This window comes from Streptomyces sp. NPDC002623, from assembly GCF_053592635.1.
The window spans coordinates 1-23,266 of the sequence record NZ_JBSFWB010000024.1 but is presented as its reverse complement, the minus strand read 5'-3'; the positions used below and the strand labels follow the sequence as shown (position 1 = coordinate 23,266).

General features: G+C 73.1%; 24 protein-coding genes and 1 riboswitch. Of the genes, 18 read left to right on the top strand and 6 right to left on the bottom strand.

The features are described from left to right. The first annotated feature begins 12 nt into the window (after window positions 1-12). The 3 genes from ACWD4O_RS34245 (at window position 13) to ACWD4O_RS34235 (ending at window position 3,120) form a co-directional block, all read left to right on the top strand. Window positions 13-627 carry a TetR/AcrR family transcriptional regulator gene (locus ACWD4O_RS34245; protein WP_451285923.1) on the top strand — a complete coding sequence of 205 codons (615 nt, stop codon included), beginning with the start codon at window positions 13-15 and terminating at the stop codon, window positions 625-627. 67 nt (window positions 628-694) lie between these two features. Then, window positions 695-2,020, top strand: coding sequence for an acyl-CoA dehydrogenase family protein (locus ACWD4O_RS34240; protein ID WP_451285921.1), 1,326 nt, complete (start codon window positions 695-697; stop codon window positions 2,018-2,020). After that, complete coding sequence (locus tag ACWD4O_RS34235; RefSeq protein ID WP_451285919.1) at window positions 2,017-3,120, top strand: phosphotransferase family protein; 1,104 nt, start codon at window positions 2,017-2,019, stop codon at window positions 3,118-3,120. Before ACWD4O_RS34240 ends, ACWD4O_RS34235 begins: the two co-directional genes overlap by 4 nt. Before the next feature lie 7 nt (window positions 3,121-3,127). Here the strand turns inward: ACWD4O_RS34235 and ACWD4O_RS34230 are convergent, their stop codons facing one another. Further along, window positions 3,128-3,895 carry an SDR family oxidoreductase gene (locus ACWD4O_RS34230; protein ID WP_451285917.1) on the bottom strand — a complete coding sequence of 256 codons (768 nt, stop codon included), beginning with the start codon at window positions 3,893-3,895 and terminating at the stop codon, window positions 3,128-3,130. Window positions 3,896-3,949: 54 nt separating this feature from the next. On the opposite strand from ACWD4O_RS34230, the gene ACWD4O_RS34225 reads away from it, so the two are divergent. Beyond that, on the top strand, window positions 3,950-5,380 hold the full coding sequence (locus tag ACWD4O_RS34225; protein ID WP_451285915.1) for a class I adenylate-forming enzyme family protein: 1,431 nt from the start codon (window positions 3,950-3,952) through the stop codon (window positions 5,378-5,380). Next, entirely contained in the window at window positions 5,373-6,518 is a 1,146-nt protein-coding gene (locus ACWD4O_RS34220; protein WP_451285913.1) for a thiolase family protein, read from the top strand. The genes ACWD4O_RS34225 and ACWD4O_RS34220 overlap by 8 nt, the downstream gene beginning before the upstream one ends. Window positions 6,519-6,556: 38 nt before the next feature. On the opposite strand, the gene ACWD4O_RS34215 is transcribed toward ACWD4O_RS34220, so the two are convergent. The 5 genes from ACWD4O_RS34215 to ACWD4O_RS34195 all read right to left on the bottom strand — a co-directional run bounded on the left by ACWD4O_RS34215 (window position 6,557) and on the right by ACWD4O_RS34195 (window position 10,246). Next, window positions 6,557-7,360: an acyl-CoA thioesterase gene (locus ACWD4O_RS34215; protein ID WP_451285911.1), complete on the bottom strand. Its 804-nt coding sequence runs from the start codon at window positions 7,358-7,360 to the stop codon at window positions 6,557-6,559. A 13-nt stretch (window positions 7,361-7,373) separates the two neighbouring features. Beyond that, on the bottom strand, window positions 7,374-8,177 hold the full coding sequence (locus ACWD4O_RS34210; protein WP_451285909.1) for an acyl-CoA dehydrogenase family protein: 804 nt from the start codon (window positions 8,175-8,177) through the stop codon (window positions 7,374-7,376). 7 nt (window positions 8,178-8,184) lie between these two features. Then, complete coding sequence (locus tag ACWD4O_RS34205) at window positions 8,185-9,303, bottom strand: acyl-CoA dehydrogenase family protein (protein WP_451285907.1); 1,119 nt, start codon at window positions 9,301-9,303, stop codon at window positions 8,185-8,187. After that, the gene (locus tag ACWD4O_RS34200) at window positions 9,300-9,716 is read right to left on the bottom strand and encodes a nuclear transport factor 2 family protein (protein ID WP_451285905.1); all 417 of its coding nucleotides are present in this window, start codon (window positions 9,714-9,716) and stop codon (window positions 9,300-9,302) included. The genes ACWD4O_RS34205 and ACWD4O_RS34200 overlap by 4 nt, the downstream gene beginning before the upstream one ends. 65 nt (window positions 9,717-9,781) lie before the next feature. After that, window positions 9,782-10,246 carry a pyridoxamine 5'-phosphate oxidase family protein gene (locus ACWD4O_RS34195; RefSeq protein WP_451285903.1) on the bottom strand — a complete coding sequence of 155 codons (465 nt, stop codon included), beginning with the start codon at window positions 10,244-10,246 and terminating at the stop codon, window positions 9,782-9,784. 69 nt (window positions 10,247-10,315) lie between these two features. Here ACWD4O_RS34195 and ACWD4O_RS34190 point away from each other — a divergent pair, with 69 nt between their 5' ends. The 13 genes from ACWD4O_RS34190 to ACWD4O_RS34130 all read left to right on the top strand — a co-directional run bounded on the left by ACWD4O_RS34190 (window position 10,316) and on the right by ACWD4O_RS34130 (window position 23,158). Next, window positions 10,316-12,424: a branched-chain amino acid ABC transporter permease gene (locus ACWD4O_RS34190; protein ID WP_451285901.1), complete on the top strand. Its 2,109-nt coding sequence runs from the start codon at window positions 10,316-10,318 to the stop codon at window positions 12,422-12,424. After that, on the top strand, window positions 12,405-13,115 hold the full coding sequence (locus ACWD4O_RS34185; protein ID WP_451285899.1) for an ABC transporter ATP-binding protein: 711 nt from the start codon (window positions 12,405-12,407) through the stop codon (window positions 13,113-13,115). Before ACWD4O_RS34190 ends, ACWD4O_RS34185 begins: the two co-directional genes overlap by 20 nt. After that, complete coding sequence (locus tag ACWD4O_RS34180; RefSeq protein WP_451285897.1) at window positions 13,112-13,870, top strand: ABC transporter ATP-binding protein; 759 nt, start codon at window positions 13,112-13,114, stop codon at window positions 13,868-13,870. The genes ACWD4O_RS34185 and ACWD4O_RS34180 overlap by 4 nt, the downstream gene beginning before the upstream one ends. After that, window positions 13,867-14,469: a hypothetical protein gene (locus ACWD4O_RS34175; RefSeq protein ID WP_451285895.1), complete on the top strand. Its 603-nt coding sequence runs from the start codon at window positions 13,867-13,869 to the stop codon at window positions 14,467-14,469. Before ACWD4O_RS34180 ends, ACWD4O_RS34175 begins: the two co-directional genes overlap by 4 nt. Then, the gene (locus tag ACWD4O_RS34170; protein WP_451285893.1) at window positions 14,432-14,752 is read left to right on the top strand and encodes a hypothetical protein; all 321 of its coding nucleotides are present in this window, start codon (window positions 14,432-14,434) and stop codon (window positions 14,750-14,752) included. The genes ACWD4O_RS34175 and ACWD4O_RS34170 overlap by 38 nt, the downstream gene beginning before the upstream one ends. 395 nt (window positions 14,753-15,147) lie before the next feature. After that, a complete protein-coding gene (locus ACWD4O_RS34165; protein ID WP_451285891.1) occupies window positions 15,148-16,047 on the top strand; it encodes a glutathione S-transferase C-terminal domain-containing protein in 900 nt (299 codons plus the stop codon). Between the two features lie 66 nt (window positions 16,048-16,113). Next, window positions 16,114-16,233, top strand: a riboswitch (SAM riboswitch). A gap of 396 nt (window positions 16,234-16,629) precedes the next feature. Then, entirely contained in the window at window positions 16,630-17,610 is a 981-nt protein-coding gene (locus ACWD4O_RS34160) for an amino acid ABC transporter permease (RefSeq protein ID WP_351912035.1), read from the top strand. Next, a complete protein-coding gene (locus ACWD4O_RS34155) occupies window positions 17,607-18,410 on the top strand; it encodes an amino acid ABC transporter ATP-binding protein (protein ID WP_451285888.1) in 804 nt (267 codons plus the stop codon). The genes ACWD4O_RS34160 and ACWD4O_RS34155 overlap by 4 nt, the downstream gene beginning before the upstream one ends. 81 nt (window positions 18,411-18,491) lie before the next feature. After that, on the top strand, window positions 18,492-19,514 hold the full coding sequence (locus tag ACWD4O_RS34150) for an ABC transporter substrate-binding protein (RefSeq protein WP_451285886.1): 1,023 nt from the start codon (window positions 18,492-18,494) through the stop codon (window positions 19,512-19,514). Window positions 19,515-19,593: 79 nt separating this feature from the next. Beyond that, entirely contained in the window at window positions 19,594-20,343 is a 750-nt protein-coding gene (locus ACWD4O_RS34145; RefSeq protein WP_451286122.1) for a GNAT family N-acetyltransferase, read from the top strand. A gap of 11 nt (window positions 20,344-20,354) precedes the next feature. Next, window positions 20,355-20,486 carry a putative leader peptide gene (locus tag ACWD4O_RS34140; RefSeq protein ID WP_451285884.1) on the top strand — a complete coding sequence of 44 codons (132 nt, stop codon included), beginning with the start codon at window positions 20,355-20,357 and terminating at the stop codon, window positions 20,484-20,486. A gap of 70 nt (window positions 20,487-20,556) precedes the next feature. Next, window positions 20,557-21,759, top strand: a complete 1,203-nt coding sequence (locus ACWD4O_RS34135; protein ID WP_451286120.1) for an LLM class flavin-dependent oxidoreductase — start codon at window positions 20,557-20,559, stop codon at window positions 21,757-21,759. Window positions 21,760-21,781: 22 nt separating this feature from the next. Further along, complete coding sequence (locus ACWD4O_RS34130; RefSeq protein WP_451285882.1) at window positions 21,782-23,158, top strand: NtaA/DmoA family FMN-dependent monooxygenase; 1,377 nt, start codon at window positions 21,782-21,784, stop codon at window positions 23,156-23,158. The last annotated feature ends 108 nt before the right edge of the window (window positions 23,159-23,266 follow it).

The window sequence follows — 23,266 nt, the reverse complement described above, 5'->3', positions numbered from 1 at the left end:
TCGTTCTCTTCCATGCAGAATAGCATTCTGAAGGTCGGTGGCCGAGGGGGCGTCGAGGCCGGGGCGCTGATGGACGCCGGGCTCGCGCTGATGGTCGCGAGCGACGGCCGCCGGCCCCGGGTGGCCGACATCGTGACCGCCGCGGGATCGTCCAACGACGCGTTCTACCGGTGCTTCGACGGCAAGGACGCCCTGGTCGAGGCCATCGTCCTGCGCGGCGCCCGTACCGTCGTCGGATACGTCCGACGGTGTATGGGCCGGGCCGTCGACGCCGGTCCCGAGGCGCGGCTGCGGGCCGGGCTCACCGCCCTCGTCCGGCAGGCGTCCGACGCCGAGCTGGCTCGGCAGACCCGGGCCGTCCTCGCCAACGCGACCGGCGCCGCGCCGCATGCGGGCCACGTCGACGTCGTCCTCGTCGACGCCCTGGCCGCGCTCTTCGCCCAGCCCGCAGCCGAGTTGGGGGCCGGGGATCCGCTGCGGGCCGCGCGGACCACCGCCGCCGCGGCGGTCGCCTCGCTGCAGTACTGGCTGTTCACCGAGGAGGTGCCGAGGCCCGCCGAGGTGGAGCACCTGGTCGGGTTCCTGCTGGCCGGGGTGCGGGCGCCGGATTCCCGCCATCGGCGGTAGCGCGATTGCTGGACCCGAGAATGTCATTCTGCTAACTTCAGAACGCCATTCTGATGGAGGGTGCGTCATGTGGGACTTCAGTACCGATGAAGCGTTCCAGGAGAAGCTCGACTGGGCCGCGACGCTCGTCCGCGAGGAGATCGAGCCGCTGGACGTGCTGTTTCCGGGCAACGCCGACCCCTACGACCGGCAGAGCGAGGTGTTCCGGGAAGTCGTCCGGCCGCTCCAGGGGCGGGTGCGCGAGCAGGGTCTGTGGGCCGCGCATCTGCCGCCCTCGCTGGGGGGCATGGGCATGGGGCAGGTGAACCTCGGACTGCTCAACGAGATACTGGGCAGGTCGAGTTGGGCGCCGATGGCGTTCGGCACTCAGGCCCCGGACTCCGGCAACGCGGAGATCCTCGCCCACTACGCCACCGAGCAGCAGCGCAAGGACTACCTCGAACCGCTGCTCGACGGGCGGATCGTCTCCACCTTCGCGATGACCGAGCCGACCGGCGGCGCCGACCCCGGCGGCTTCACCTGTACGGCCGTCCGCTCGGGCGGAGACTGGGTGATCAACGGGGAGAAGTGGTTCGCCTCCAACTATCCGCTGGCCGCCTTCGTCATCGCGATGGTGATCACCGACCCGGACGTGCCCGTGCACCGGGGCGCTTCCATGATCCTCGTCCCGGCCGGGACCCCCGGCATGGAGATGGTGCGCGGCACGGGCATGGCCGGCGAGCCGCTCGGCGAAGGCGTCCACGCCTACCTCCGCTTCACCGACTGCCGGGTCCCCGCCGAGAACCTGCTCGGCGAGCCCGGCTCCGGTTTCCTCATCGCGCAGACCCGCCTCGGCGGCGGCCGGCTGCACCACGCGATGCGCTCCGTCGGCCAGTGCAGGAAGGCGCTGGAGATGATGACCGAACGCATCGCCTCCCGCCGCACCCGCGGCGGCGCCCTCGCCGACCAGCAGGCGGTCCGCCATCAACTCGCCGACGCCTGGATCCAGATCGAGCAGTTCCGGCTACAGGTCCTGCACGCCGCCTGGCACATGGACCGGGCCGACCGCACCGGAGACCGCACCGACGCCCGCCGCGCCCGGCTGCACGTCTCCGGCGTGAAGGTCGCCACCCCGAAGGTGCTGGTCGACGTCGCCTACCGGGCCCTCCATCTGCACGGCGCCCTCGGCGTCTCCAACGAGCTCCCGCTCGCCAAGATGTGGAACTCCGGCCCGACCCTCGGCGTCGCCGACGGGCCCACCGAGGCCCACCAGGACGTGGTGGCCCGGCTGTTGCTGAAGGAGGCCGAGCCGGCCGAGGACACCCTGTTCGGCTCCGCGCATCTGCCCACCCGGCTGACCGCGGCCCGCGCACAGTACGCGGACCGCCTCAAGGAGACGGCGGTGACCTGGTGAGCGACGATCCGAAGACCGACGACAAGCAGACCGAGGACCCGAAGACCGACGACCGGAAGGCCGACGACCGGAAGGCCGATCTGGACCGGCTCAACGCATGGCCCGGTCTCGCCGACCTCCCCGGCGACGGACCCGTCACCGCCCTCGACCCGCTCACCGGCGGCGCCCAGAACCTGCTGTTCACCCTCCGCCGGGCGGACGGCGTCGAACTCGTCCTGCGCCGCCCCGGCCGCCATCTGCGCTCCGGGGCCTCGGACGCCTTCCGCCGCGAGAGCCGCGTTCTCGCCGCCCTCGCCGACACCGACGTACCGCACCCACGACTGCGCGCGAGCGTGCTCGACGAGGAGGTGCTCGGAGCGCCCTTCTCCGTGCTGGAGAAGATCGACGGCTTCACCCCGCGCGGCAGGCTCCCCGGTGCGTACGCCGAGGACGCCGCCTGGCGACGCGCGGTCGCCTTCGCCCTCGTCGACGGCGCGGCGAAGCTCGCCGCCGTCGACCCGGCCCGCCACGGCATCGCCGACCTGGGCCGGCCGGAGGGCTGGCTGGAGCGTCAGACCCCCAAGTACCTGAAGCTGCTGCACGGTTACCGCGACGACCCCGCCTACCGGGAGGGCGAGTCCCCGGAGGTGGACCGGGTCGCCGACTGGCTGGCCGCGCACCCGCCGAAGGGGGGCGCGACCGGCATCGTCCACGGCGACCTGCAGTTCGCCAACGTGATGTTCGCCCATGACGCCCCGAAGCTCGCCGCCATCGTCGACTGGGAGATGGCCTCGCTCGGCGACCCCCTCCTCGACCTCGCGTGGATCCTCACCGCCTGGCGCGAGAAGGGCGACCCGCCCGGCAGCGAACCGCAGTTCCAGCCCTGGGACGGCGTCCCCGGCCGCGCCGAACTCGTCGCGCACTACGGCGAGTCGACCGGCCGGGACGTCTCCGGGTTCCGCTGGTACCAGGTCCTGGCCTGCTTCCGCCTCGCCGCGCTCCTGGAGGGCAGCTACGCCCGCGCCCTCGCCGGCCGGATGAACCGCAGGATGGGCGAGGGCCTGCACGCCTACGCGGGCTGGCTGTGGGCCAAGGCCCGCCAGGAGATGGACCGCGACTGAAGCCGCGTCACTTCGGCGGGAACCTCAACGCACCGTCCAGCCGCACCACTTCACCGTTGAGGTAGTCGTTCTCGCAGAGGTGCTGGACCAGGGCCGCGTACTCCTCGGGTCGCCCCATCCGCCGCGGGTGGGGCACCTGCGGCCCCCAGTACGCCTCCAACTGGTCACCCGCCTTGCCGTAGGCGGGCGTGAGGACCGTGCCCGGCGCCACCGACACGACGCGGATGCCGAGCGGGGACAGATCGCGGGCGGCGACCAGCGTCATCGCGGACACCCCGCCCTTGGCCGCGGCGTACGGCAGCTGGCCGATCTGACCCTCGTACGCGGCGATGGACGACGTCATGACGACGACCCCGCGGCCGCCGTCCTCGCCGAAGGGCGCGGTGCGGGCGATGGCCGCGGCGGTCAGCCGCAGCACGTTGAACACACCGGTGAGATAGACGTCGACCGTGGTGCGGAACCCCTCCAGCGCCAGCGGGGCGCCGTCCCTGCCGACCAGGCGGCCGCCGCTCGCCGGACCGCCGTGGCAGTCCACCGCCATGCGGAACACGCCCGCGTCCTCGGCCTCCGCGACCGCCGCCGCCACCGAGTCCTCGTCGGTGGCGTCGGTGCGGACGTACCGCACGCCCAGTTCCGCGGTCAGCGCCTTGCCCTTCTCGTCGGCCAGGTCGGCGACCACGACCGCGGCCCCCGCCGCGTGCAGCCGCCGTACCGTCGCCTCGCCGAGACCGCCCGCGCCGCCCACCACCAGGGCCGAGGAACCTTCGATCCGCACGGTAACTCCCCTCTCTTGCAAGTCGGCCTCTAACTGTACGAGAATGACGTTCTCATGAATATAGCCGTGATCCTCGAAATGGCCGCCTCCGCCGGAGACCGGCCGGCCGTCACCGAGGGCGGCCGGTCGCTCTCCGCAGCCGGACTCCAGCGCCTCGCACACCACGCGGCCGACCGCTTCCGTGACCGCTCGGCGGTCCTGTACCTGGGGACGAACCACCTCGCCTACCCCGTGGCCCTGTTCGGCGCCGCCCTGGCGGGGGTCCCCTTCGTCCCTCTCAACTACCGCCTGAGCGACGCCCGGTCGAAGGAGCTGATCGACCGCCACCCGGGCGCCGAGGTGCTGCACCAGAGCGACCTCGACGCCCTCCTCGACCCGCCCGGCGAGAGCGGCCGACGGCCCGCCCCCGACGACCGGGACGCCACCGCCGTCACCCTCTACACCAGCGGCACCACCGCCGCGCCCAAGGCGGCCCTGCTGCGCCACCGCCATCTGCTCGCCTATGTCTTCAACACGCAGGACTTCGGCTCCGCCGACCCGGCCGACGCGACCCTCGTGGCGCTCCCGCCGTACCACGTCGCCGGCCTGATGAACCTGCTCACCAACCTCTACACGGGACGCCGGGTCGTCTACCAGCCGTCCTTCGATCCGGCCGACTGGCTGCGGACCGTGCGCCGTGAGGGCGTCACCCACGCCATGCTCGTGCCCACGATGCTGGCCCGGGTCACCGCCGAGCTGGGTGACGGCACGGCGGACGTGCCGAGCCTGCGCAGCCTCGCCTACGGCGGCGCCCGCGCGCCCCGCCCGGTGGTGGAGCGGGCCCTGAAGCAGTTCCCGAACACCGGCTTCGTCAACGCCTACGGCCTCACCGAGACCGCCTCCTCCATCTGCGTCCTGGGCCCCGACGACCACCGACGGGCCCTCTCCGCCGCCGACCCGGCGGTCCGTGAGCGCCTCGGCTCGGTCGGCCGCCCGCTGCCCGGCGTCGAGATCGAGGTCCGCGGCGAGGACGGCCGCCCGCTGCCCGCGGGCGACACCGGACTCGTCTTCGTACGCGGGGAGCAGATCTCCGGCGAGTACACCGGCGTCGCGGGGACCGCCGAGGACGGCTGGTTCGCCACCCGCGACCGGGGCCGCCTGGACGCCGAGGGCTATCTCTTCGTCGAGGGCCGCGCCGACGACACCATCATCCGGGGCGGCGAGAACATCGCACCGGCCGAGATCGAGGACGTCCTCCTGGAACACCCCGGGGTGCGCGAGGCCGCCGTCCTCGGACTGCCCGACCCGGAGTGGGGCCAGCGGCTGGTCGCCGTGCTCGTGGGGGTGGGCGACCCCGAGGAGATCCGGTCCTTCGCCAAGGAACGGCTGCGCTCCGCCAAGACCCCCGACACCGTCGTCTTCCGCCCCGAACTGCCGCGCACTTCCACCGGAAAGCTGCTGCGGCGGACCCTCGTCGCCGAACTGGAAGAGGCCGCCGATGCCTGAAGCCGTGATCGTCGCCGCGCTGCGCACCCCGATCGGCACCGCCTTCAAGGGCGCCCTGCGCGACACGACCGCCTATGAACTCGCCGACCGTGTCGTGGCCGCGGTCGCGGAGGGCCTGGATCCCGAGCGGGTCGACGACGTCGTCCTCGCCGAGTCGCACCACGGCGGCGGAGTCGTCGCCCGGCACGCGGCGCTCACCGCCGGCCTGCCGCAGGTGCCGGGGCTTGCCGTGAACCGGCACTGCGCGGCGAGCCTGGCGGCCGTCCAGACCGCCGCCGCCTCCGTGCGGGCCGGCATGGACCGGCTGGTGCTCGCGGGCGGGGTCCAGTCCCTGTCCACCGCCCCCCGGCTGTCGTACCGGGGTTCGTCGGACGAGTGGGCGGAGCGCTGGGTGCCGCCCACCCACCCGGACCGCCCCGAGGCCCCCAACCTCGACATGTCGATCACCGTCGGCTGGAACACGGCCGTCCTGGCCGGCCTCGGCCGTGCGGAACTGGACGAGTGGGCGCTGCGCTCCCACCGCAACGCCGTGCGCGCCCTGGACGAGGGCCGCTTCAAGGCGGAGACGGTCACGGTCGACACCCCGCACGGTCCCTTCGAGACGGACGAGCATCCGCGCCGCGACACCAGCGCGGCGAAGCTGGCCGGGCTGAAGCCGCTGCACCCGGAGATCGACGGGTTCTCGATCACGGCCGGGAACGCCTCCGGCGCGAACGACGCGGCGGCGCTGCTCGCGGTGGCCGACGAGCGGTCCGGGCTGCCGGCGCTCGCCACGGTCCGCGCCTGGGCCTCGGTCGGCGTGGACCCGGCTCAGACCGGGCTGGCACCCGTCCAGGCCATCCCCAAGGCGCTCGGCCGGGCCGGGATGACGGTCGCCGACGTCGACCTCTTCGAGATCAACGAGGCGTTCGCGTCGGTGCCGATCGCCGCCGTGCACCGGCTGGGCCTCGACGCCGACACGGTGAACGTCAACGGCAGCGGCTGCTCCCTCGGCCACCCGGTCGCCGCCGGCGGCGCCCGCATGCTCGTCACCCTGATCCACGAGCTGCGCCGCCGGGGCGGGGGAGTCGGAGTGGCGTCGATGTGCGCGGGCGGGGGCATGGGTTCGGCGGTCGTGGTGGAGGTCCCCGCGCCCTGAGAGCCTGTGGTGGGCCGGGGCGGGACCGTTCGGGGCGTTCAGAGGAACCGCAGCAGCGCCTCCTGCGCGTACGAGGCGAGCAGCAGTCCCTGTTCGGTCAGTACGTCCCCGCGTCCGAAGCACCGGCCGTGCGCGGCGACGGGGCTGTGCTGGCGCAGCAGCAGCCAGCCGCCGAGCTCGACCGGCCGGTGGAACCACACCGTGTGCGAGGTCACCGCCGAGGCGAACGCCCGCCCCGAGTCCGGCTGCGTCACCCCCGCCACCGGCCGCAGCGCGGTGCCGATCGGCGTGAGGTCGGTGGCGTACGCGAGCAGTGCCGGCGCGAGCGAGCCGTGCGCCTCGGGGACACGCGTCCACAGCTCGAAGGCGGGCGGTTCGGACGTCTCGGTGTCCAGGTCGGTGACGGCACGTGACTCCCAGGGCAGCAGCGGGAGTTCGACCCGGCGCTCCGGTCCCGGGAGGGCGGGAGCGGGGTCGAGGGTCTGCCGGTCCGGTCCCTCCTCCCAGGTGTGCAGGCTCGCGTTCGCGACGGCCACCACCCCGTGCTCCTGCCGCGCGACGAGCCGTACGGCGGCGAACGTCCGCCCCTCCTGCGGGACTTCGCTCTCGTAGCGAACCGGCTCCCCGGTGCGGCCCTCCCGCAGGAACTGCGTGTGCAGCGACTTCAGACCCTTGCCTGGGGCGGCGAGGAGGGCCGCGCGGGCGAACTGGGCCAGCAGCTGTCCGCCGAACAACCGGCGGTAGGAGAGCTGTTGGGAGCGGCCTTCGTGGACGCCCGCGCCCCGGGGCGTGAGGTCGAGACAGCCGAGCAGATCGGGCCACAGGTCCGTGTCGGTGGTCATGCGCGAACTCCCTTCACAGATCGACGAGATGAGGTGCCCGGCCCTCGCGCAACAGCAACGCGCCCGCCTCACGGGTGAGTTCGCGGGTCGAGCCGAGCAGCCCGTCGAGCACCAGGGCCCGTCGGACGTGCCGGTGCAGCTCGTGCTCCGCGGTGAACCCGACTCCGCCCAGCGCCTGTTGGCAGTGCCGGGCGGCGAAGAGCGCGGCCCGCCCGGCGGCCGCCTTGGCCAGCAGTGCCCCGGTGTCGTCCCGGGCCGCGGCGAGGACCGCCTCGGCGCCCTCCAGAGCGGTGTACGTCTCGGCGAGCCGGTGTCGCAGCGCCTGGAACGAGGCGAGCGGGCGTCCGAACTGCTCCCGGTCGAGGACGTGCCGGCGGGCCAGCGCGAGCATGGCGCGGCCCGTGCCCAGCAGCCACCAGCCCAGCGCACCCCGCCCGGCGGCCAGCGGCGCCGACGCGGCCACCGGCGCCGACGCGCCCACGGGCACCTGCCGCAGGGGCAGTTCGGGGTCCAGGGCGCTGCCGTACGGCACTTCCCCCCGGCTCCACTCCACCCACGCCCCGCCCGCGTACGGCAGCGCCGGGGCGCCGCCGGGCGGCAGGCCGGCCGAGTGCAGCAGGACGTCGTTGAGGACGCAGGCGTGCGCGCCGGTCTCGCCGAGCAGCCGGAAGACCAGCGGGATCGCGACACCGGGCTCCTCGGCGAGCATCTCCGGCCAGCCGAGGTCGGCCAGCGCGGCGTCGAGCCGGGGGCCGGCGGCGCCCGTCATCGTCTTGCGCAGGGTCTCTTCGAGCAGGTCACGTTCGGCCGTGTCCATGCGGCGCTCACTCCTTCCCGAGGTCCAGCAGACGGCGGGCGACGATGTTGCGCTGGATCTCGGCGGTGCCGCCGTAGATGGTCGCGGCCCGCGAGTAGAGGTACTCGGTGCGCCAGGGGCCGTCGGCCAGTTCGACCGTGCCCGGCAGCAGGTCGCGGGCCGTGTCGAAGAGCCGCTGCTCCGCGCCGGCCAGCAGGATCTTGTCCACGGAGGTCTCCGGGCCGAGCCGGCTCCCCGCGGCCAGCCGGGCCTGGGTGGCCGCGGAGCGGCAGCGGACCGTGTGCAGATCGAGCCAGGCGCCGCCCAGCGCGTCCGCGTCGGGCTCGCAGCCGTCGGCGAGGAGCCGGTCGAGGCGGCTGTAGAGGTGGGCGATCCGATGCCAGAAGCAGGTGGAGCGCTCGTACGGCAGCAGGTCCATGGCCAGCCGCCAGCCGTCGCCGGGCGCGCCCAGCAGCCGGGACGCCGGTACCTGGACGTCGTCGAAGAAGACCTCGGCGAACTCGTCCACGCCGTGCATCGTGCGCAGCGGGCGGACCGTGATCCCGGGGGAGTCCATGTCGACGAGGAACGCGCTGATCCCGGCGTGTCCGGGGCCTCCGGTGCGGGCCAGCAGGACACAGCGGGCGGCGTACTGGGCGAGGCTCGTCCACACCTTCTGCCCGGACACCGTCCAGCCGTCCTCCCCGTCGCCGCCGGGGGCGGCCCGGGTCGACAGGGACGCCAGATCGCTGCCCGAGTCCGGCTCGGAGAAGCCCTGGCACCACTGCTCCTCGCCGCTCAGCAGCCGGGGCACCAGCTCGGCGGCGAGCGCGGGCGGCGCGTAGTCGATCAGGGTGGGGACCAGCACCTCGACCATCGACCAGATCCCGGGCTCGGCGAGGCCGCGGGCGGCGACCTCCTCGCCGAGCACGGCACGCCGCGCTCCGGTCCCGCCCAGCCCGCCGACCTCGCGCGGCCAGCCGTACCGCATCCAGCCCGCCTGCCACAACGCCCCACGCACCCGGGCCAGTTGGGCGACCTGCGCGTCCAGGTCGTGACCGGCGGGCGGGGTCAGGTCATGGTCGTCCAGCCAGGCGCGCAGCTCGACCCGGAACGCGTCGAGGCCGGTGAACGGGGAGAGCCTCATGAACGCGTGAAGGCGTGCGGGCGGCCCGAGTCGTGGTCGCCGCTGCGCCGGATGAAGGTCATCGCCCGGGTGCGCAGCCGCCAGCCGCCGGGCGTGCGGACGTAGGTGTCGTTGTAGTAGCCGATGCGCATCTCGTGCTGCGCATGCTCCACGAAGCACAGCGGCTGGGTGCCGGACGCGGTGGCGCCGTCCGCCGCCAGTTCGATCGCGGGCGGGCCGACGAGGAAGAGTCCTTTGGGGGCGGCCGAGATCAGCGCCGGGAACTCGTCGAGCGGGTAGGTGTCGCCGAACGCGCTGTACGCGCCGTCCGGGGTGAAGACGGCGAGCACCCGGTCCACGTCGCCGCGGGTCATCGAGACCGCGTAGCGGGCGAGGAGCTGCTCGATCTCCACCAGGTCGTCGGTGTCGCTCAAGGGACCTCCAGTGAGAATGACATTCTCGTGAGTGAGTATCACGCTTCCATGCGCAGGGCGGCCCGTCAACGCCGGAGCTTTCCGAAGTCCCAGCTGACCACGTCCTCCGGCACCATCCGCAGCCATCCGTGCCGCCCGTCGTACCGGAACGTCCCGCCCGCGTACTTCTCCCCGAACAGCCGCTCGGGCTCGACGAGTTCGTCGTTGGGCTCACCCGTCCGCGGTACCTCGCCGACCGCTGTCGCCGGGCCGCGCAGCTCCACCCCGCGCAGCGCCAGGAAGTCGTGGCCGCCCTCGTCCACGACGACCGCGAGCCGCCCCGTCCGCACCACGTCCGCCCAGCGGCGGCTGCGCACCAGCGAGTTGAGCCACAGTGCTGTGCCGTCCCAGACGAACCAGAGCGGGCTGATGTGCGGATGCCCGTCGGACGCCGTGGTGGCGACCCGGCAGACCGGCTGGGCCCGCAGGAACGCGTCGGTCTCGGCGGTGCTCATCGCGATCGCGGAGCCCCGCTTCTGTTTTCCGGTCATGGAACCTCCCTCTGTCTCCCTCTGTCCGAATGGTTGATTCTCCAATAGCGAGAAGCTAGTTTCCAGTCCATGGATCAGTTCCTGGCCTTCACGGTGGTCGGCCTGAGCACCGCCGCGATCTACGCCGTGATCGGCAGCGGTCTGGTGCTCACCCACACCACGGCCGGTGTCTTCAACTTCGCGCACGGTGCGGCCGGAATGCTCGCGGCCTTCGCCTACTGGCAACTCGCCGTCGGCTGGGGCTGGCCGGTCCCGCTCGCCCTGGCCGCCGTCCTCCTCGTCCTCGCGCCCGCCTTCGGCCTGTTCGTCGAACGGGTGCTGATGCGCCCGGTGCAGGCCCTCGGCGAGGCCGAGCGCCTCGTCATGACGGTCGCGCTGCTCACCGGCTGCATCGCGCTCGCCCGCTGGGCGTGGGACCCCAACACCCCCCGTCCCCTCAGCCCGTTCTTCGCCGGCCGGCCGGCCCTGCGTCTCGGGCCGGCCGCCGTCACCTGGCACCAGGCCGTCACCATGGCGGTCGCCCTCGCCGTCGCCGCCGCGCTCTGGTTCCTGCTGCACCGCACCCGCGCCGGCACCGAGATGCGCGCCTCGGTCGACGACCGGGCGCTGGCCGGGCTCACCGGCGCCGACCCGCTGCGGGCCGGCCGACTCGCCTGGGTGCTCGGCATCCAGCTCGCGGCCGTCGGCGGCATCCTCATCGCGCCCACCGTCGCGCTCGACGCCCAGCAGCTCTCCCTGCTCATCGTCAGCGCCTACACCGCCGCCGTCTTCGGCAGGCTGCGCAGCCTGCCGCTGACCTTCCTCGGCGCGATCGTCGTCGGCCTCCTGGAGGCCTTTCTCGCCGGCTACCTGCCGCAGAACGACTACCTGCCCGGCCTGCGGCTGGCCGCCCCCGCCCTGCTCCTCCTCCTCGCCCTGCTCGCCTTCCCGCACCGCAGGCTGCGCGGCCGGGACCGCCGTCTGGTCCCCGTCGCCCTCCCCGGCCGCCGCGGCGCCCTGCTCCTCGCCGGCGCCGTCCTCCTCCTCGCGCTGGTCCTGGTCACCGTTCTCTCCGAAGACGCGCTCATCTCCTACGGCGCGATCTTCGCGCTCGGCGTCATCGCCCTGTCCTACGTCCCGCTCGCCGGGTACGCCGGGCAGGTCTCGCTCTGCCAGCTGTCCATCGCCGGGATCGGCGCGGTGACCTGGGGGCATCTCGGCGCGCACGGCGAACTGTGGGCGCTGCCGGCCGCGATCCTCGTGTGCGCGGCCGTCGGCGCGGCGATCGCGCTCCCGGCGCTGCGGCTCTCCGGCATCTACCTCGCGCTCGGCACCACCGCCTTCGCCGTCGTCCTCGACCGGTGGATCTTCACCCTGCCCGCCTTCGACGTCCTCGGCGTCCGTATCGCCCTGTTCGACCAGGGCTCGGTGTCGGTCACCGGCCCCGACCTGTTCGGACTGCACCTCACCACCCCCGCCGAACTGCTGGTGCTGGCCGCCTGCTGTCTCGCCCTCGCCTCGCTCGGCGTGGCCGCGCTGCGCCGGGGCCGGTTCGGACGCCGGCTCATCGCGGTGCGCGACAGCGAGGCCGCCTACGCCACCCTCGGCGGCCGGCTGCTCGGTGCGAAGGTCGCCGTCTTCGCGCTGTCGGCCGGACTCGCGGGCCTGGGCGGCGCCCTCTACGGCATGCAGTTGCAGACGGTCACCGCTGAGCAGTTCAACCTCGTCGCCGGGCTGCCGATCTTCCTGATCGCGGTCATCGCCGGACTCGGCTCGGTCGGCGCGGGCCTCTTCGCCGGCCTCGCGTTCGTGGTGCCGACCCAGGCGCTCGGCGAACTCGGCCCCTGGGCACAGGACTTGTCCGCGCTGCTGATCGCCCTCGCCGGAATGGGCCTCGCGAGCAGCCCGGCCGGCGTCATCTCCCGGCTGCGCGCCGAATGGGCGCCGCTGGCCCAGGACCGGCTGCTGCTGGGCGCGTTGGGCACGGTCCTCGCCGCCTGCTGGCTGCTCGCCGCGATCGAGGCGGCCGACGGATGGCTCCTGCTGGCCGTCGCCCTCGCGGCCGCCACCGCCCTGCGGATCCGCGCCGCGGCGGGTCGACGGCCGCCCCCTGACACGCCGCCCGAGTGGTGGGGTGTGCGCCGCCCCTGGCGGCCCGAGGACGAGGAGGTGTTGAGCCGTGCCACTGCTGCAGGCTGAGGAGGTGACCGTCTCCTTCGGCGGCCGCCGCGCCCTGGACGCCGTTTCCCTGACCGCCGAGGCCGGCCGGGTCACCGGGCTCATCGGCCCCAACGGGGCAGGCAAGTCCACCCTGTTCGACGTCGTCTCGGGTCTGCGCCGACCCCGCACCGGCCGGGTCCGGCTCGACGGCCGCGACATCACCCGCGAAGGCCCCGCCCGGCGCGCCCGGCGCGGCATGTCCCGCACCTTCCAGCACCTGGAGCTCTTCGGCCGGCTCTCGGTCCGCGACAACCTCCTCGTCGCCGCCGAACTCGGCCCCGAACGCCGGCACGCGGCCCGCACGGCCGACGCGGTCCTGGCCCGGCTCGGCCTCGCCGACCAGGCCGACGCCCCCGCCGACGCCCTGCCCACCGGCGTCGCCCGCCTCGTCGAGGTCGGCCGCGCCCTCGTCCTCAAGCCCCGCGTCCTGCTCCTCGACGAACCCGCTGCGGGCCAGGACGCCGAGGAGACCGAGCGGTTCGCCGCCCTGCTGCGCGCGCTGGCCGCCGACGGCGTCGCGGTACTCCTCGTCGAACACGACATGAGCCTCGTGATGACCGTCTGCGACGACGTCCACGTCCTCGACCTCGGCTCGGTCGTCGCCGCCGGACCGCCCGACCGCATCCGGCGCGACGCGACCGTCCTCGCGGCCTACCTGGGGGAGACATGACGACGACCGGGGCCGCCCCCGAGGCACAGCCCACCCCCGCGACGACCGTCCGGCCGCTGCTGGAGCTGGCCGGCGTCCGGGCCGCCTACGGCGGCATCACCGTCCTGCACGGCGTGGACCTCGCGGTCGCCGCCGGCCAGGTCGTCGCCCTGCTCGGACCCAACGGCGCCGGCAAGACCACCGTCCTCAAGGTCGCCTCCGGCGTCCACCCGCCCAGCGGCGGACGCCTTCTGTTCGGCGGCCGCGACGCCACCGGCGTCCGGCCCGGCGACCTGGCCCGCGCCGGGGTCTGTCTGATCCCCGAGGGCCGCGGCGTCTTCCCCAACCTCACGGTCCGCGAGAACCTCCTGATGATGACCTTCACCGGCCGCGGCCGGGAGGAGATAGAGGAGAGCGCGTACGCCCGCTTCCCCGTCCTCGGCAACCGCCGCGCCCAGCACGCGGGCACCCTCTCCGGCGGCGAGCAGCAGATGCTCGCCCTGGCCCGGGGCCTGGCCACCGACCCCGCGGTCCTGCTGCTCGACGAACTCTCCATGGGACTCGCCCCGTTGGTCGTCGCCGAACTGTACGAGCTCGTCGCCGAGATCGCCCGCCGGGGAGTGGCCGTCCTCGTCGTCGAGCAGTTCGCCGCCGCCGTGCTGAAGATCGCCGACCACGCCGCCGTCGTCGTCCGCGGCCGGGTCCAGTGGCAGGGGCACCCCGACAGCTCGCTGCACGCCGAACTCTCGTCCTACTACCTGGGGAGCGCCCCATGACCACTACCGACCAGGCGGACAGCGCCGACCGGGCGGAACGGTTCGTCCGCACCCTCGCCGAGCTGAAGATCCCCGACCCGGCCACCGCCCGTGCCGCGCTCTGGCTCCGGCTGGGCGGGCTGCTGATGCTGCTCGGCCTGGTCCTCGGCGGCCTCGCCTTCCCCCTCGCCCACGCCACCGACTCCGCCCTCGGCCAGGGCGACGCGCTCGCCCTCGGCCTCGGCGGCGTGGCCGCCGCCCTGGTGGGCGGCGCGCTGTTCCTGCGCTACTCGCTCACCGGCTTCCTGCGCTTCTGGCTCGCCCGCCAGTCCTACGAGCTCGACCGACTGGGCGAGCGGCTCACCGGCCAGTGGCCCGCCGCCCCTCCGGCACACGCGCCCGCATCCCAGGCCGCCTCCGCATCCCAGGCCGCGCCCGCATCCCAGGCCGCACCGGCACCCCAGGCCGTATCCGCACCCCTTGCAGCCCCCGCACCCCTTGCAGCCCCCGCGCCCTCGGTCACCCCCGCGCCCTCGGCGGAACCCGCACCCCCGGCAGAACCAGCAGAAGGAGAGCCGCACAATGGCGTCGTCCCCCGCACCGACCCCGCGCCCCGGTGACCAGCTCGCCGTCGCCGGCGGCACCACCCGCGTGATCGTCATCCGGGCCCCCGAGGGCACGACGGGCGTCGTCGAATGCGGCGGCGTCCCCATGGTCCCTGCCGCGCAGGTCCCCGCCGGGCCGGCCGCCGGGGAGACCCCCGGCACACTCATCGGCAAGCGGTACGTGGACGCCGCCGACACCCTCGAACTGCTCTGCACCGCGTCCGGCGCCGGCCGACTGACCTACGGAGGCGAGCCGTTGACCGTCAAGGCCCCCAAGGCGCTGCCCGCCTCCGACTGAGGCCCCGAGTCCCCGGGTGCTGTCCCGGGTACTCACCAGGTGGACGCCCTCTTGACGGGCGGTCGGGGCGGATCGACACTCGAACCGGGAATCCTAGTGAACAGGTAGGGAAGGTAGAGCCAATGGGGCGACGGAAGCCGATCAGCGGCCGAGCGAGCCGCACGGCGTGGTCCTCGCCCCTTCTCACCTCCCGCCGTCACATCGACCTGCAGCGCGTCTGCAGCGCGATCAGCTCCCAGGGCTGAGCCGGGCCCGTCCCCGCGCCGAACCGCACCGGCGGTGTCCCCCGGACACGGCCGCACCCGGCGCGCACGGACGAGGTCCACACCTCCCTGTTCGACGTCGTATCCGCCGCCGCGCGCACCGTCGCTGCGCGCCCCGCCCCGGGGAGAGTCATGTCCGTCACACCACTGGCCGCCGCCCACCCGTCCGCCCGGCCCGCACCCGTCTTCCGGGGCCGGATCGGCCGCGACGCGCGCAGCGGCCACTACGCCGTGCCGCGCCGCTACCGCCTCCACCTGGCCGCGGCCGACCCCGACTGTCTGCGCATCGCCGTCACCCACAGCCTCCTCGGCCTGGAGAAGGCCTGTCCGGTCACCTTCCTGCCCGCCGTCCCGGACAGCCCCGACGGCGGCCACAGCGCGCTGCGCCCGCTGTACGACGCCAGCGCGCACCGGTACCGCGGACCGGCCCTCGCGCCGGTGCTCAGCGACGACTGGTCCGGGCGCATCGTCAGCAGCCACGGCCCCGACATCGCCCGCGACCTCGCCCGCAGGTTCGGCGGCGGTCGGGCCACGCTGTACCCGTGCGGCGCCGAGTCGCAGATCGAGGCCGTCGAGCGGATGTGCGCACAGGGCATCGAGGCGGCCGCCCAGCGCGCCGGAGCGGTCGACGCCGGGGAGGCCGAGCGCGCCGCCGCCCTCGAGACGCTGCTCGACACGCTCGGCGTGCTGGAGCGCGGCCTCGGTGTGCACACCCATCTGATCAGCGATCAGATCACCGCAGCCGACGTTGAGTTGTGGGTCGCCCTGGTCCAACTCGACACCGTGCACCGCTACCACCTGGACGCGGCCGCCGTGCACCGCATCGCCGACCACCCCGCCCTGTGGGCCTACGCCCGCCGGCTGGCCGCCCACCCGGCCTTCAGCGCCCACCTCGACCTGGACGCCATCGCCCGCCGTCACCACGCCCGTTGCCAGGGCCTGGAGGCCGCCGGCGCCGCTGTCCAGATCCTGGACTGGGAGACCCATGCAGCGGACGGTTCGGCGGTCCGACCGCAGGTCAACCGGCCCTGACCCGGTCCATCCACTGGACCGCCGTTGACATTCGTTCGGGCAACTGTCTTACTTACGGCCCAGAACGGTCATGAGCGTCAGCGACAAGCCCTGGCTAGCTGACCGGCAACCCTCGCTCCGCGGTGGGGTGCCCCAGGTGACGACCGGACCGACGTTTCGGTAATGACGTATCGGTAAGCGCGAGGGCCCCTCAGGGGCCGGAACAGTGACGGTGACGGACATGTACGCAGCTCTTCGGACGGCGCCCCGCCGCCCCCGGGGCTGCGTACGGCCGTACCTCGACATCCTCGTCGCCAACCGCGCCGTCGACCTCCTGCGTGTGAACAGCGCACTGTGTACCGCACCGGGCCGTGCCCGCTGTCGGGGCTGAACGAACCCCTCGCACCGCAGCCCCGCCGCCGCGTTCCTGACGAACACCGCCCGAGCGGTGTGCCGTTGTCCGCCCCACCCCGGTCTCCTGTACGCATCCGTGCGCCATGCCCTGTTCGCGCCCCCGGAGCGGCCCCCGCCGCCCCGCCGAAGCGCGTCCGGCCACGCACGGCTGCCGTGACCCGGGGTGTCCGACTTCCGCCGGAGCCCCTCATGAGTGAACCCCCAGGTGCCGTGACCCTCGCCGAGGCCGCACCCGCCGTCGACGTCCCGCCGGCGAAGCTCACCGCCCAGCGCGTCCAGCCGCTGCGCAAGCCCGGACGCTGGATCGCCACCGCCGTGGTCCTGGTCCTGGTGGCGCAGTTCACGCACGGACTGATCTCCAACCCCTTCTACCAGTGGGACCGCTTCGGCTACTGGTTCCTGCGGCCGGTCATCCTCGACGGACTGCTGATCACCCTGGAAGTGGCCGCCTACAGCGCGGTGCTGGGCCTCCTCGGCGGCATCCTGCTCGCCCTCGCCCGGCTCTCCAGGAGCCCGGTGCTGCGCGCGGTCAGCTGGACGTACGTATGGGCGCTGCGCTCCATCCCGCTGATCGTGGTGCTGCTCTTCCTCTACAACTTCAGCGCCCTGTACCAGACCCTGAGCGTGGGGGTTCCCTTCGGCCCGGCGTTCTTCCGCTTCGACGAGTCCCGGCTGGCCACCGACATGGTGATCGCCGTCGTCGGCCTCAGCCTCAACGAGGCGGCCTACGCCGCCGAAGTGGTCCGCGGCGGCATCCTCTCCGTCGACCAGGGCCAGCACGAGGCGGCCGCCGCGCTCGGCCTGCCCAAGCGCTACCAGTTCTGGAAGATCGTCTTCCCGCAGGCCCTGCGGTCGATCACGCCGAACTACGTCAACCAGCTGATCGGCCTGGTCAAGTCCACCTCGCTGGTCTTCTATGTGTCGCTGCTCGACCTGTTCGGCACCGCGCAGACCATGGGGGCCACGTACCCCGGCGACATCGTGCCGCTGCTGCTGGTCGTCACCGTCTGGTACCTGATCCTGACCAGCCTCGTCTCCGTCGTCCAGTTCTACGTCGAGCGGTACTACGCCCGGGGCGCCACGCGTTCCCTGCCGCCGACGCCGTTGCAGAAACTGCGGACCGGTCTCACCGACCTGCGGGCCCGCATCCGCCGGGAGGCCGCCGTATGACCACCGAGACCGTGCAGAGCGCCGCCATCGCCGCGGTCGTGCCCGCCGCCGTCGAGGTGCACGACGTGCACAAGTGGTACGGCGCCCACCGCGTCCTGGACGGGGTGAGTCTGACCGTGCGGCCCGGCGAGGTCACCGTGATCCTCGGCCCGTCCGGCTCCGGCAAGTCCACCCTGCTGCGGGTCATCAACCACCTGGAGAAGCCCGAGATCGGCTACGTCAGCGTCAACGGCGAGCTGATCGGCGTCCGCCGGCACGGCGACCGGCTGCGCGAGCTGAGCGAACGGGCCATCCTGACCCAGCGGGGCCGGATCGGCTTCGTCTTCCAGAACTTCAACCTCTTCCCGCACCTGACCGTGCTGGACAACGTCGCCGCCGCCCCCGTTGCCACCGGGCGACTCGCCAAGCCCGCCGCCCTGGAACTGGCCCGCGAACTCCTGGACCGGGTGGGCCTCGCCGACAAGGCCGGCGCCTACCCCCGGCAGCTGTCCGGCGGCCAGCAACAGCGCGTCGCCATCGCCCGCGCCCTCGCGCTGCGCCCCGGCGTCATCCTCTTCGACGAACCCACCTCCGCGCTCGACCCCGAGCTCGTCGGCGAGGTCCTCGCCGTCATCAAGGACCTGGCGACCAGCGGCACCACGCTCGTCATCGTCACCCACGAGGTCGGATTCGCCCGCGAGGTCGCCGACCGGGTCGTCTTCATCGACGAAGGAAAGATCGTCGAACAGGGCCCGCCCGGCGAGGTCCTCGACCGACCGCAGCACGAGCGGACGCGGGACTTCCTCAGCAAGGTGCTCTGACACCGACGCGCCCCACGACTTCCCCCCACGCCACGCCCTCACGCCACACCCTCACCACCCTCTGAGTCACAAAGGACGGCCATGTCTGCCCACTTCACCCGACGCAGCCTGATTCGCGGCATCACCGCGGCGACCGCGGTCGCCACCCTCGCCACCGGGCTCGCCGCCTGCGGTGGTGACAGCGAGGCCGCCACCACGACCGACAGCTCCGCCGGCAGTGTGACCGTCGGCCGGGTGTCCAACGGCGCCGCCAAGGAGACCGCCCTGAAGGTCTCCGAGGTCAAGTCCATCAGCGCCGAACTGCCCGACGCCATCAAGAAGAGCGGCAAGCTGAACATCGGCATCGGCGCCCTGCCCTCCGGCTTCGCCCCGCTGGCGTACGTCGGCGACGACCAGAAGACCCTCACCGGGGCCGAGCCCGACCTCGGCCGTCTGGTGGCCGCGGTCCTCGGCCTCGAGCCGGAGACGAAGAACTTCACCTGGGAGAACCTCTTCGTCGGCATCGACAGCGGCAAGGTCGACGTCGGCTTCTCGAACATCACCGACACCGAGGAGCGCAAGAAGAAGTACGAGTTCGCCTCCTACCGCCAGGACAACCTCGGCTGGGAGGTCAAGAAGTCCAACACGTGGAACTTCGACGGCAACTACGAGAACCTCGCCGGACTGACCGTCACCGTCGGCTCCGGCACCAACCAGGAGAAGATCCTCCTGGAGTGGAAGAAGAAGCTGGAGTCCGAGGGCAAGAAGCTCACCGTCAAGTACTACCCGGACCGCAACGGCATCTACCTGGCGCTCGCCAGCGGCAAGATCGACGCGTACTTCGGCCCCAACCCCGGCATCGCCTACAACGTCTCCCAGACGGCGGGCAAGGCCAACGCCACCCGTAACGCGGGCACCTTCTCCGGCGCCGGCGAGACGCTCCAGGGTCTGATCGCCGCCACCGCCAAGAAGGACAGCGGACTCGCCAAGCCGGTCGCCGACGCCATCAACTACCTGATCGAGCACGGTCAGTACGCCAAGTGGCTGGCCGCCTACAACCTCTCCAACGAGGCCGTCGCCAAGTCCGAGATCAACCCGCCCGGACTGCCGCTGGACAACTCCTGACCGACCGTCACCATGGCGCTGACGCATGCAAGTTGAGTTAGGAACAACGACAGGGATGACAGGAAGGGACTTCGCCTCCGTGGCCACCTCGATCGACCTCCGCGGAGGCGGAGCTCCGACCTTCACCCACCCGCACGCCCTCGACAACGCGGTGTGGGCCGCGCTCGACGGCCCGCACGCCCACCTCGCCGACCGGGTCGGCCGCGCCGCGCGCTACCCGGCCGACGTCTACGACTTCGCCGCCCTCGCCGACCCCGGGAACCCCGCCGCCTGGGCCGACCTGCTCACCCTCGTCGGCCCCGGAACGGCCGTACGCGTCAAGCCCGTTCAACAGGTGCCCGACGGCTGGGAGGTCATCGGCGGGGGAGAGGGCGTCCAGCTCGTCGCCACCGGGGAGTTCCGCACCGAACCCGCGCCCGAGGCCGTACGCCTCGGCCCCGACGACGTGCCGGAGATCCTCGACCTCGTCGCCCGCACCCGACCCGGCCCGTTCCTGCGGCGGACCATCGAGCTCGGCACCTACCTCGGCATCCGCCGCCAGGGCCGTCTCATCGCCCTGGCGGGCGAGCGCCTGCGACTGCCCGGCTGGACCGAGATCAGCGCCGTCTGCACCGACCCCGGCCACCGTGGCAAGGGCCTCGCCACCCGGCTGATCCGCGCGGTAGGTGACGGCATCCGCGAGCGCGGCGACACCCCGTTCCTGCACGCCGCCGCCGGCAACGCCCCCGCGATCCGCCTGTACGAGTCGCTCGGCTTCACCCTGCGCCGTCGCTCGACCATCGTCTCGGTCCGCACGCCGGGAACATCCCGCAAGGCCGGGGCGTTCTGAGTCATGTCGAGATGTATGAGGCGCCGCCCGGCGCCCGGAAAGCGGGAGGTGCGGCCGTGACCTGCATACGCCACGCCGTGCACCTCTACTCCCGGCCCCACATCGACCTTCAGCGCGTGGCCGGCGCGCTCTGTTGCTCCTGACGTTCTCCACTGCCGCACCCCTGTCATGGGTGGCGTGCGCTCTCGTACGGACCTCCAGGAAGGCACCCTCGTGTCCTCGACCCCCTCCTCCCCGCTGCATCTCGCCGTCGCTCTGGACGGCACCGGCTGGCACCCCGCCTCCTGGCGCGAGCCCGTCGCCCGACCCCGTGAGCTGTTCACCGCCGGATACTGGGCCGACCTGGTCGCCGAGGCCGAGCGCGGACTGCTCGACTTCGTGACCATCGAGGACGGCCTCGGCCCGCAGTCCTCCCACTTCCTCGACCCCGACGACCGCACCGACCAGGTGCGCGGCCGGCTCGACGCCGTGCTCATCGCCTCCCGGGTCGCCCCGCTCACCCGTCACATAGGCCTGGTGCCGACCGCGGTGGCCACGCACACCGAGCCGTTCCACCTCTCCAAGGCGATCGCCACCCTCGACTACGTCAGCACCGGCCGCGCCGGCCTGCGCGTCCAGATCACCGCCCGCCCCACCGAAGCCGCCCACTTCGGCCGCCGCACGATCCCCCGGATCGAGGCCTACGACTCCCCGGCCACCCAGGACCTGGTGACCGAGCTGTTCGACGAGGCCGCCGACTACGTCGAGGTCGTTCGCCGCCTCTGGGACAGCTGGGAGGACGACGCGGAGATCCGGGACGTGGCGACGGGCCGCTTCGTCGACCGCGACAAGCTCCACTACATCGACTTCGAGGGCCGTCACTTCAGCGTCAAGGGGCCCTCCATCACCCCGCGCCCGCCGCAGGGCCAGCCCCTGGTCACCGCTCTCGCGCACGACACGGTCCCCTACCGGCTGGTGGCCCGCGCCACCGACGTCGGGTATGTCACCCCGCACGACACCGACCAGGCCCGGGCGATCGTCGCCGAGATCCGCGCCGAACAGGAGCGGGCCGGGCGGGCCGCCGAGCCGCTGCACATCTTCGGGGACCTGGTGGTCTTCCTCGACGACGACCCCTCCGAGGCCGCCGCCCGACGCGACCGCCTGGACGCCCTCGCCGGCGAGGAGTACCGCAGCGACGCCCGTGTCTTCGCCGGCTCGCCCGCCCAACTCGCCGATCTCCTCCAGGACTTCCAGGCGTCGGGGCTGACCGGGTTCCGGCTGCGCCCCGCCGTCGCCGGCCACGACCTCCCGGCGATCACCCGCGGTCTCGTCCCCGAACTCCAGCGCCGCGGCGCGTTCCGCCGCGCCTACGAGGCCGACACCTTGCGCGGGCTGCTCGGTCTGCCCCGCCCCGCCAACCGCTACGCCGCAGTCTGAGCCGGACGGAGAGCCCCCGACCATGAGCAAGCCCCAGAAGCAGATCCACCTCGCCGCGCACTTCCCCGGCGTCAACAACACCACCGTGTGGAGCGACCCGCGGGCCGGCAGCCATATCGAGTTCAGCTCCTTCGCCCACTTCGCGCGGACCGCGGAACGCGCCAAGTTCGACTTCCTCTTCCTCGCCGAGGGGCTGCGGCTGCGCGAACAGGGCGGCCAGATCTACGACCTGGACGTGGTCGGCCGCCCCGACACCTTCACGATCCTGGCCGCGCTCGCCGCCGTCACCGAGCGCCTCGGCCTGACCGGCACCATCAACTCCACCTTCAACGAGCCCTACGAGGTGGCCCGCCAGTTCGCCAGCCTCGACCACCTCTCCGACGGCCGCGCCGCCTGGAACGTCGTCACCTCCTGGGACGCCTTCACCGGCGAGAACTTCCGTCGCGGCGGCTACCTCCCGCAGGACGAGCGGTACGCCCGCGCCAAGGAGTTCCTCGCCACCACGGGCGAGCTCTTCGACTCCTGGCAGGGCGACGAGATCGTCGCCGAGCAGAGCACCGGCACCTTCCTCCAGGACGCCAAGGCCGGGGCCTTCGTCCACGAGGGCCGGCAGTTCGACATCCAGGGCCGGTTCAACGTGCCGCGCAGCCCCCAGGGCCGCCCGGTGATCTTCCAGGCCGGAGACTCCGACGAGGGCCGCGAGTTCGCCGCCTCGTCCGCCGACGCGATCTTCAGCCGGTACGCGGCGCTCGACGCCGGGCAGGCCTTCTACACCGACGTCAAGTCACGCCTCGCCAAGTACGGCCGGCGCGCCGACCAACTGCTGATCCTGCCCGCCGCGAGCTTCGTGCTGGGCGACACCGACGCCGAGGCCGAGGAGATCGCCAAGGACGTGCGCCGCCAGCAGGTCAGCGGCGCCACCGCTCTCAAGCACCTGGAGTTCGTCTGGAACAGGGACCTGTCCGGCTACGACCCGGAGGGCCCCCTGCCCGACATCGACCCGGATCTCGGCGAGAACCACATCGCGCGCGGCCGCGCCCAGGTCCGGATGTACCGCGACCCGCTGGCCACGGCCCGCGAATGGCGGGAGCTCGCGGAGGCCAACAACTGGTCGATCCGCGACCTGGTCATCAACACCGGCAACCGGCAGAACTTCGTCGGCTCCCCGGCGACCGTCGCCAGGACGATCAACGAGTACGTGCAGGCCGACGCCGCCGACGGCTTCATCCTCGTCCCGCACATCACCCCGAGCGGCCTCGACGCGTTCGCCGACCAGGTCGTCCCGCTCCTCCAGGAACAGGGCGTCTTCCGCACCGAGTACGAGGGCACCACGCTCCGGGACCACCTCGGCCTCGCCCACCCGGACGAGGCGGTCGGCGCAGCGCGGGTGGCCTCGTGAAGCTCCTCGGTCGCCCAGTCGGCGAGGGCGTCGTACACGGCCAGGTACACCGGTTCGCGATCGCCGTGGTCGCTGTGGTCGCTGTGGTCGCTGTTCATGGTTCCTCCT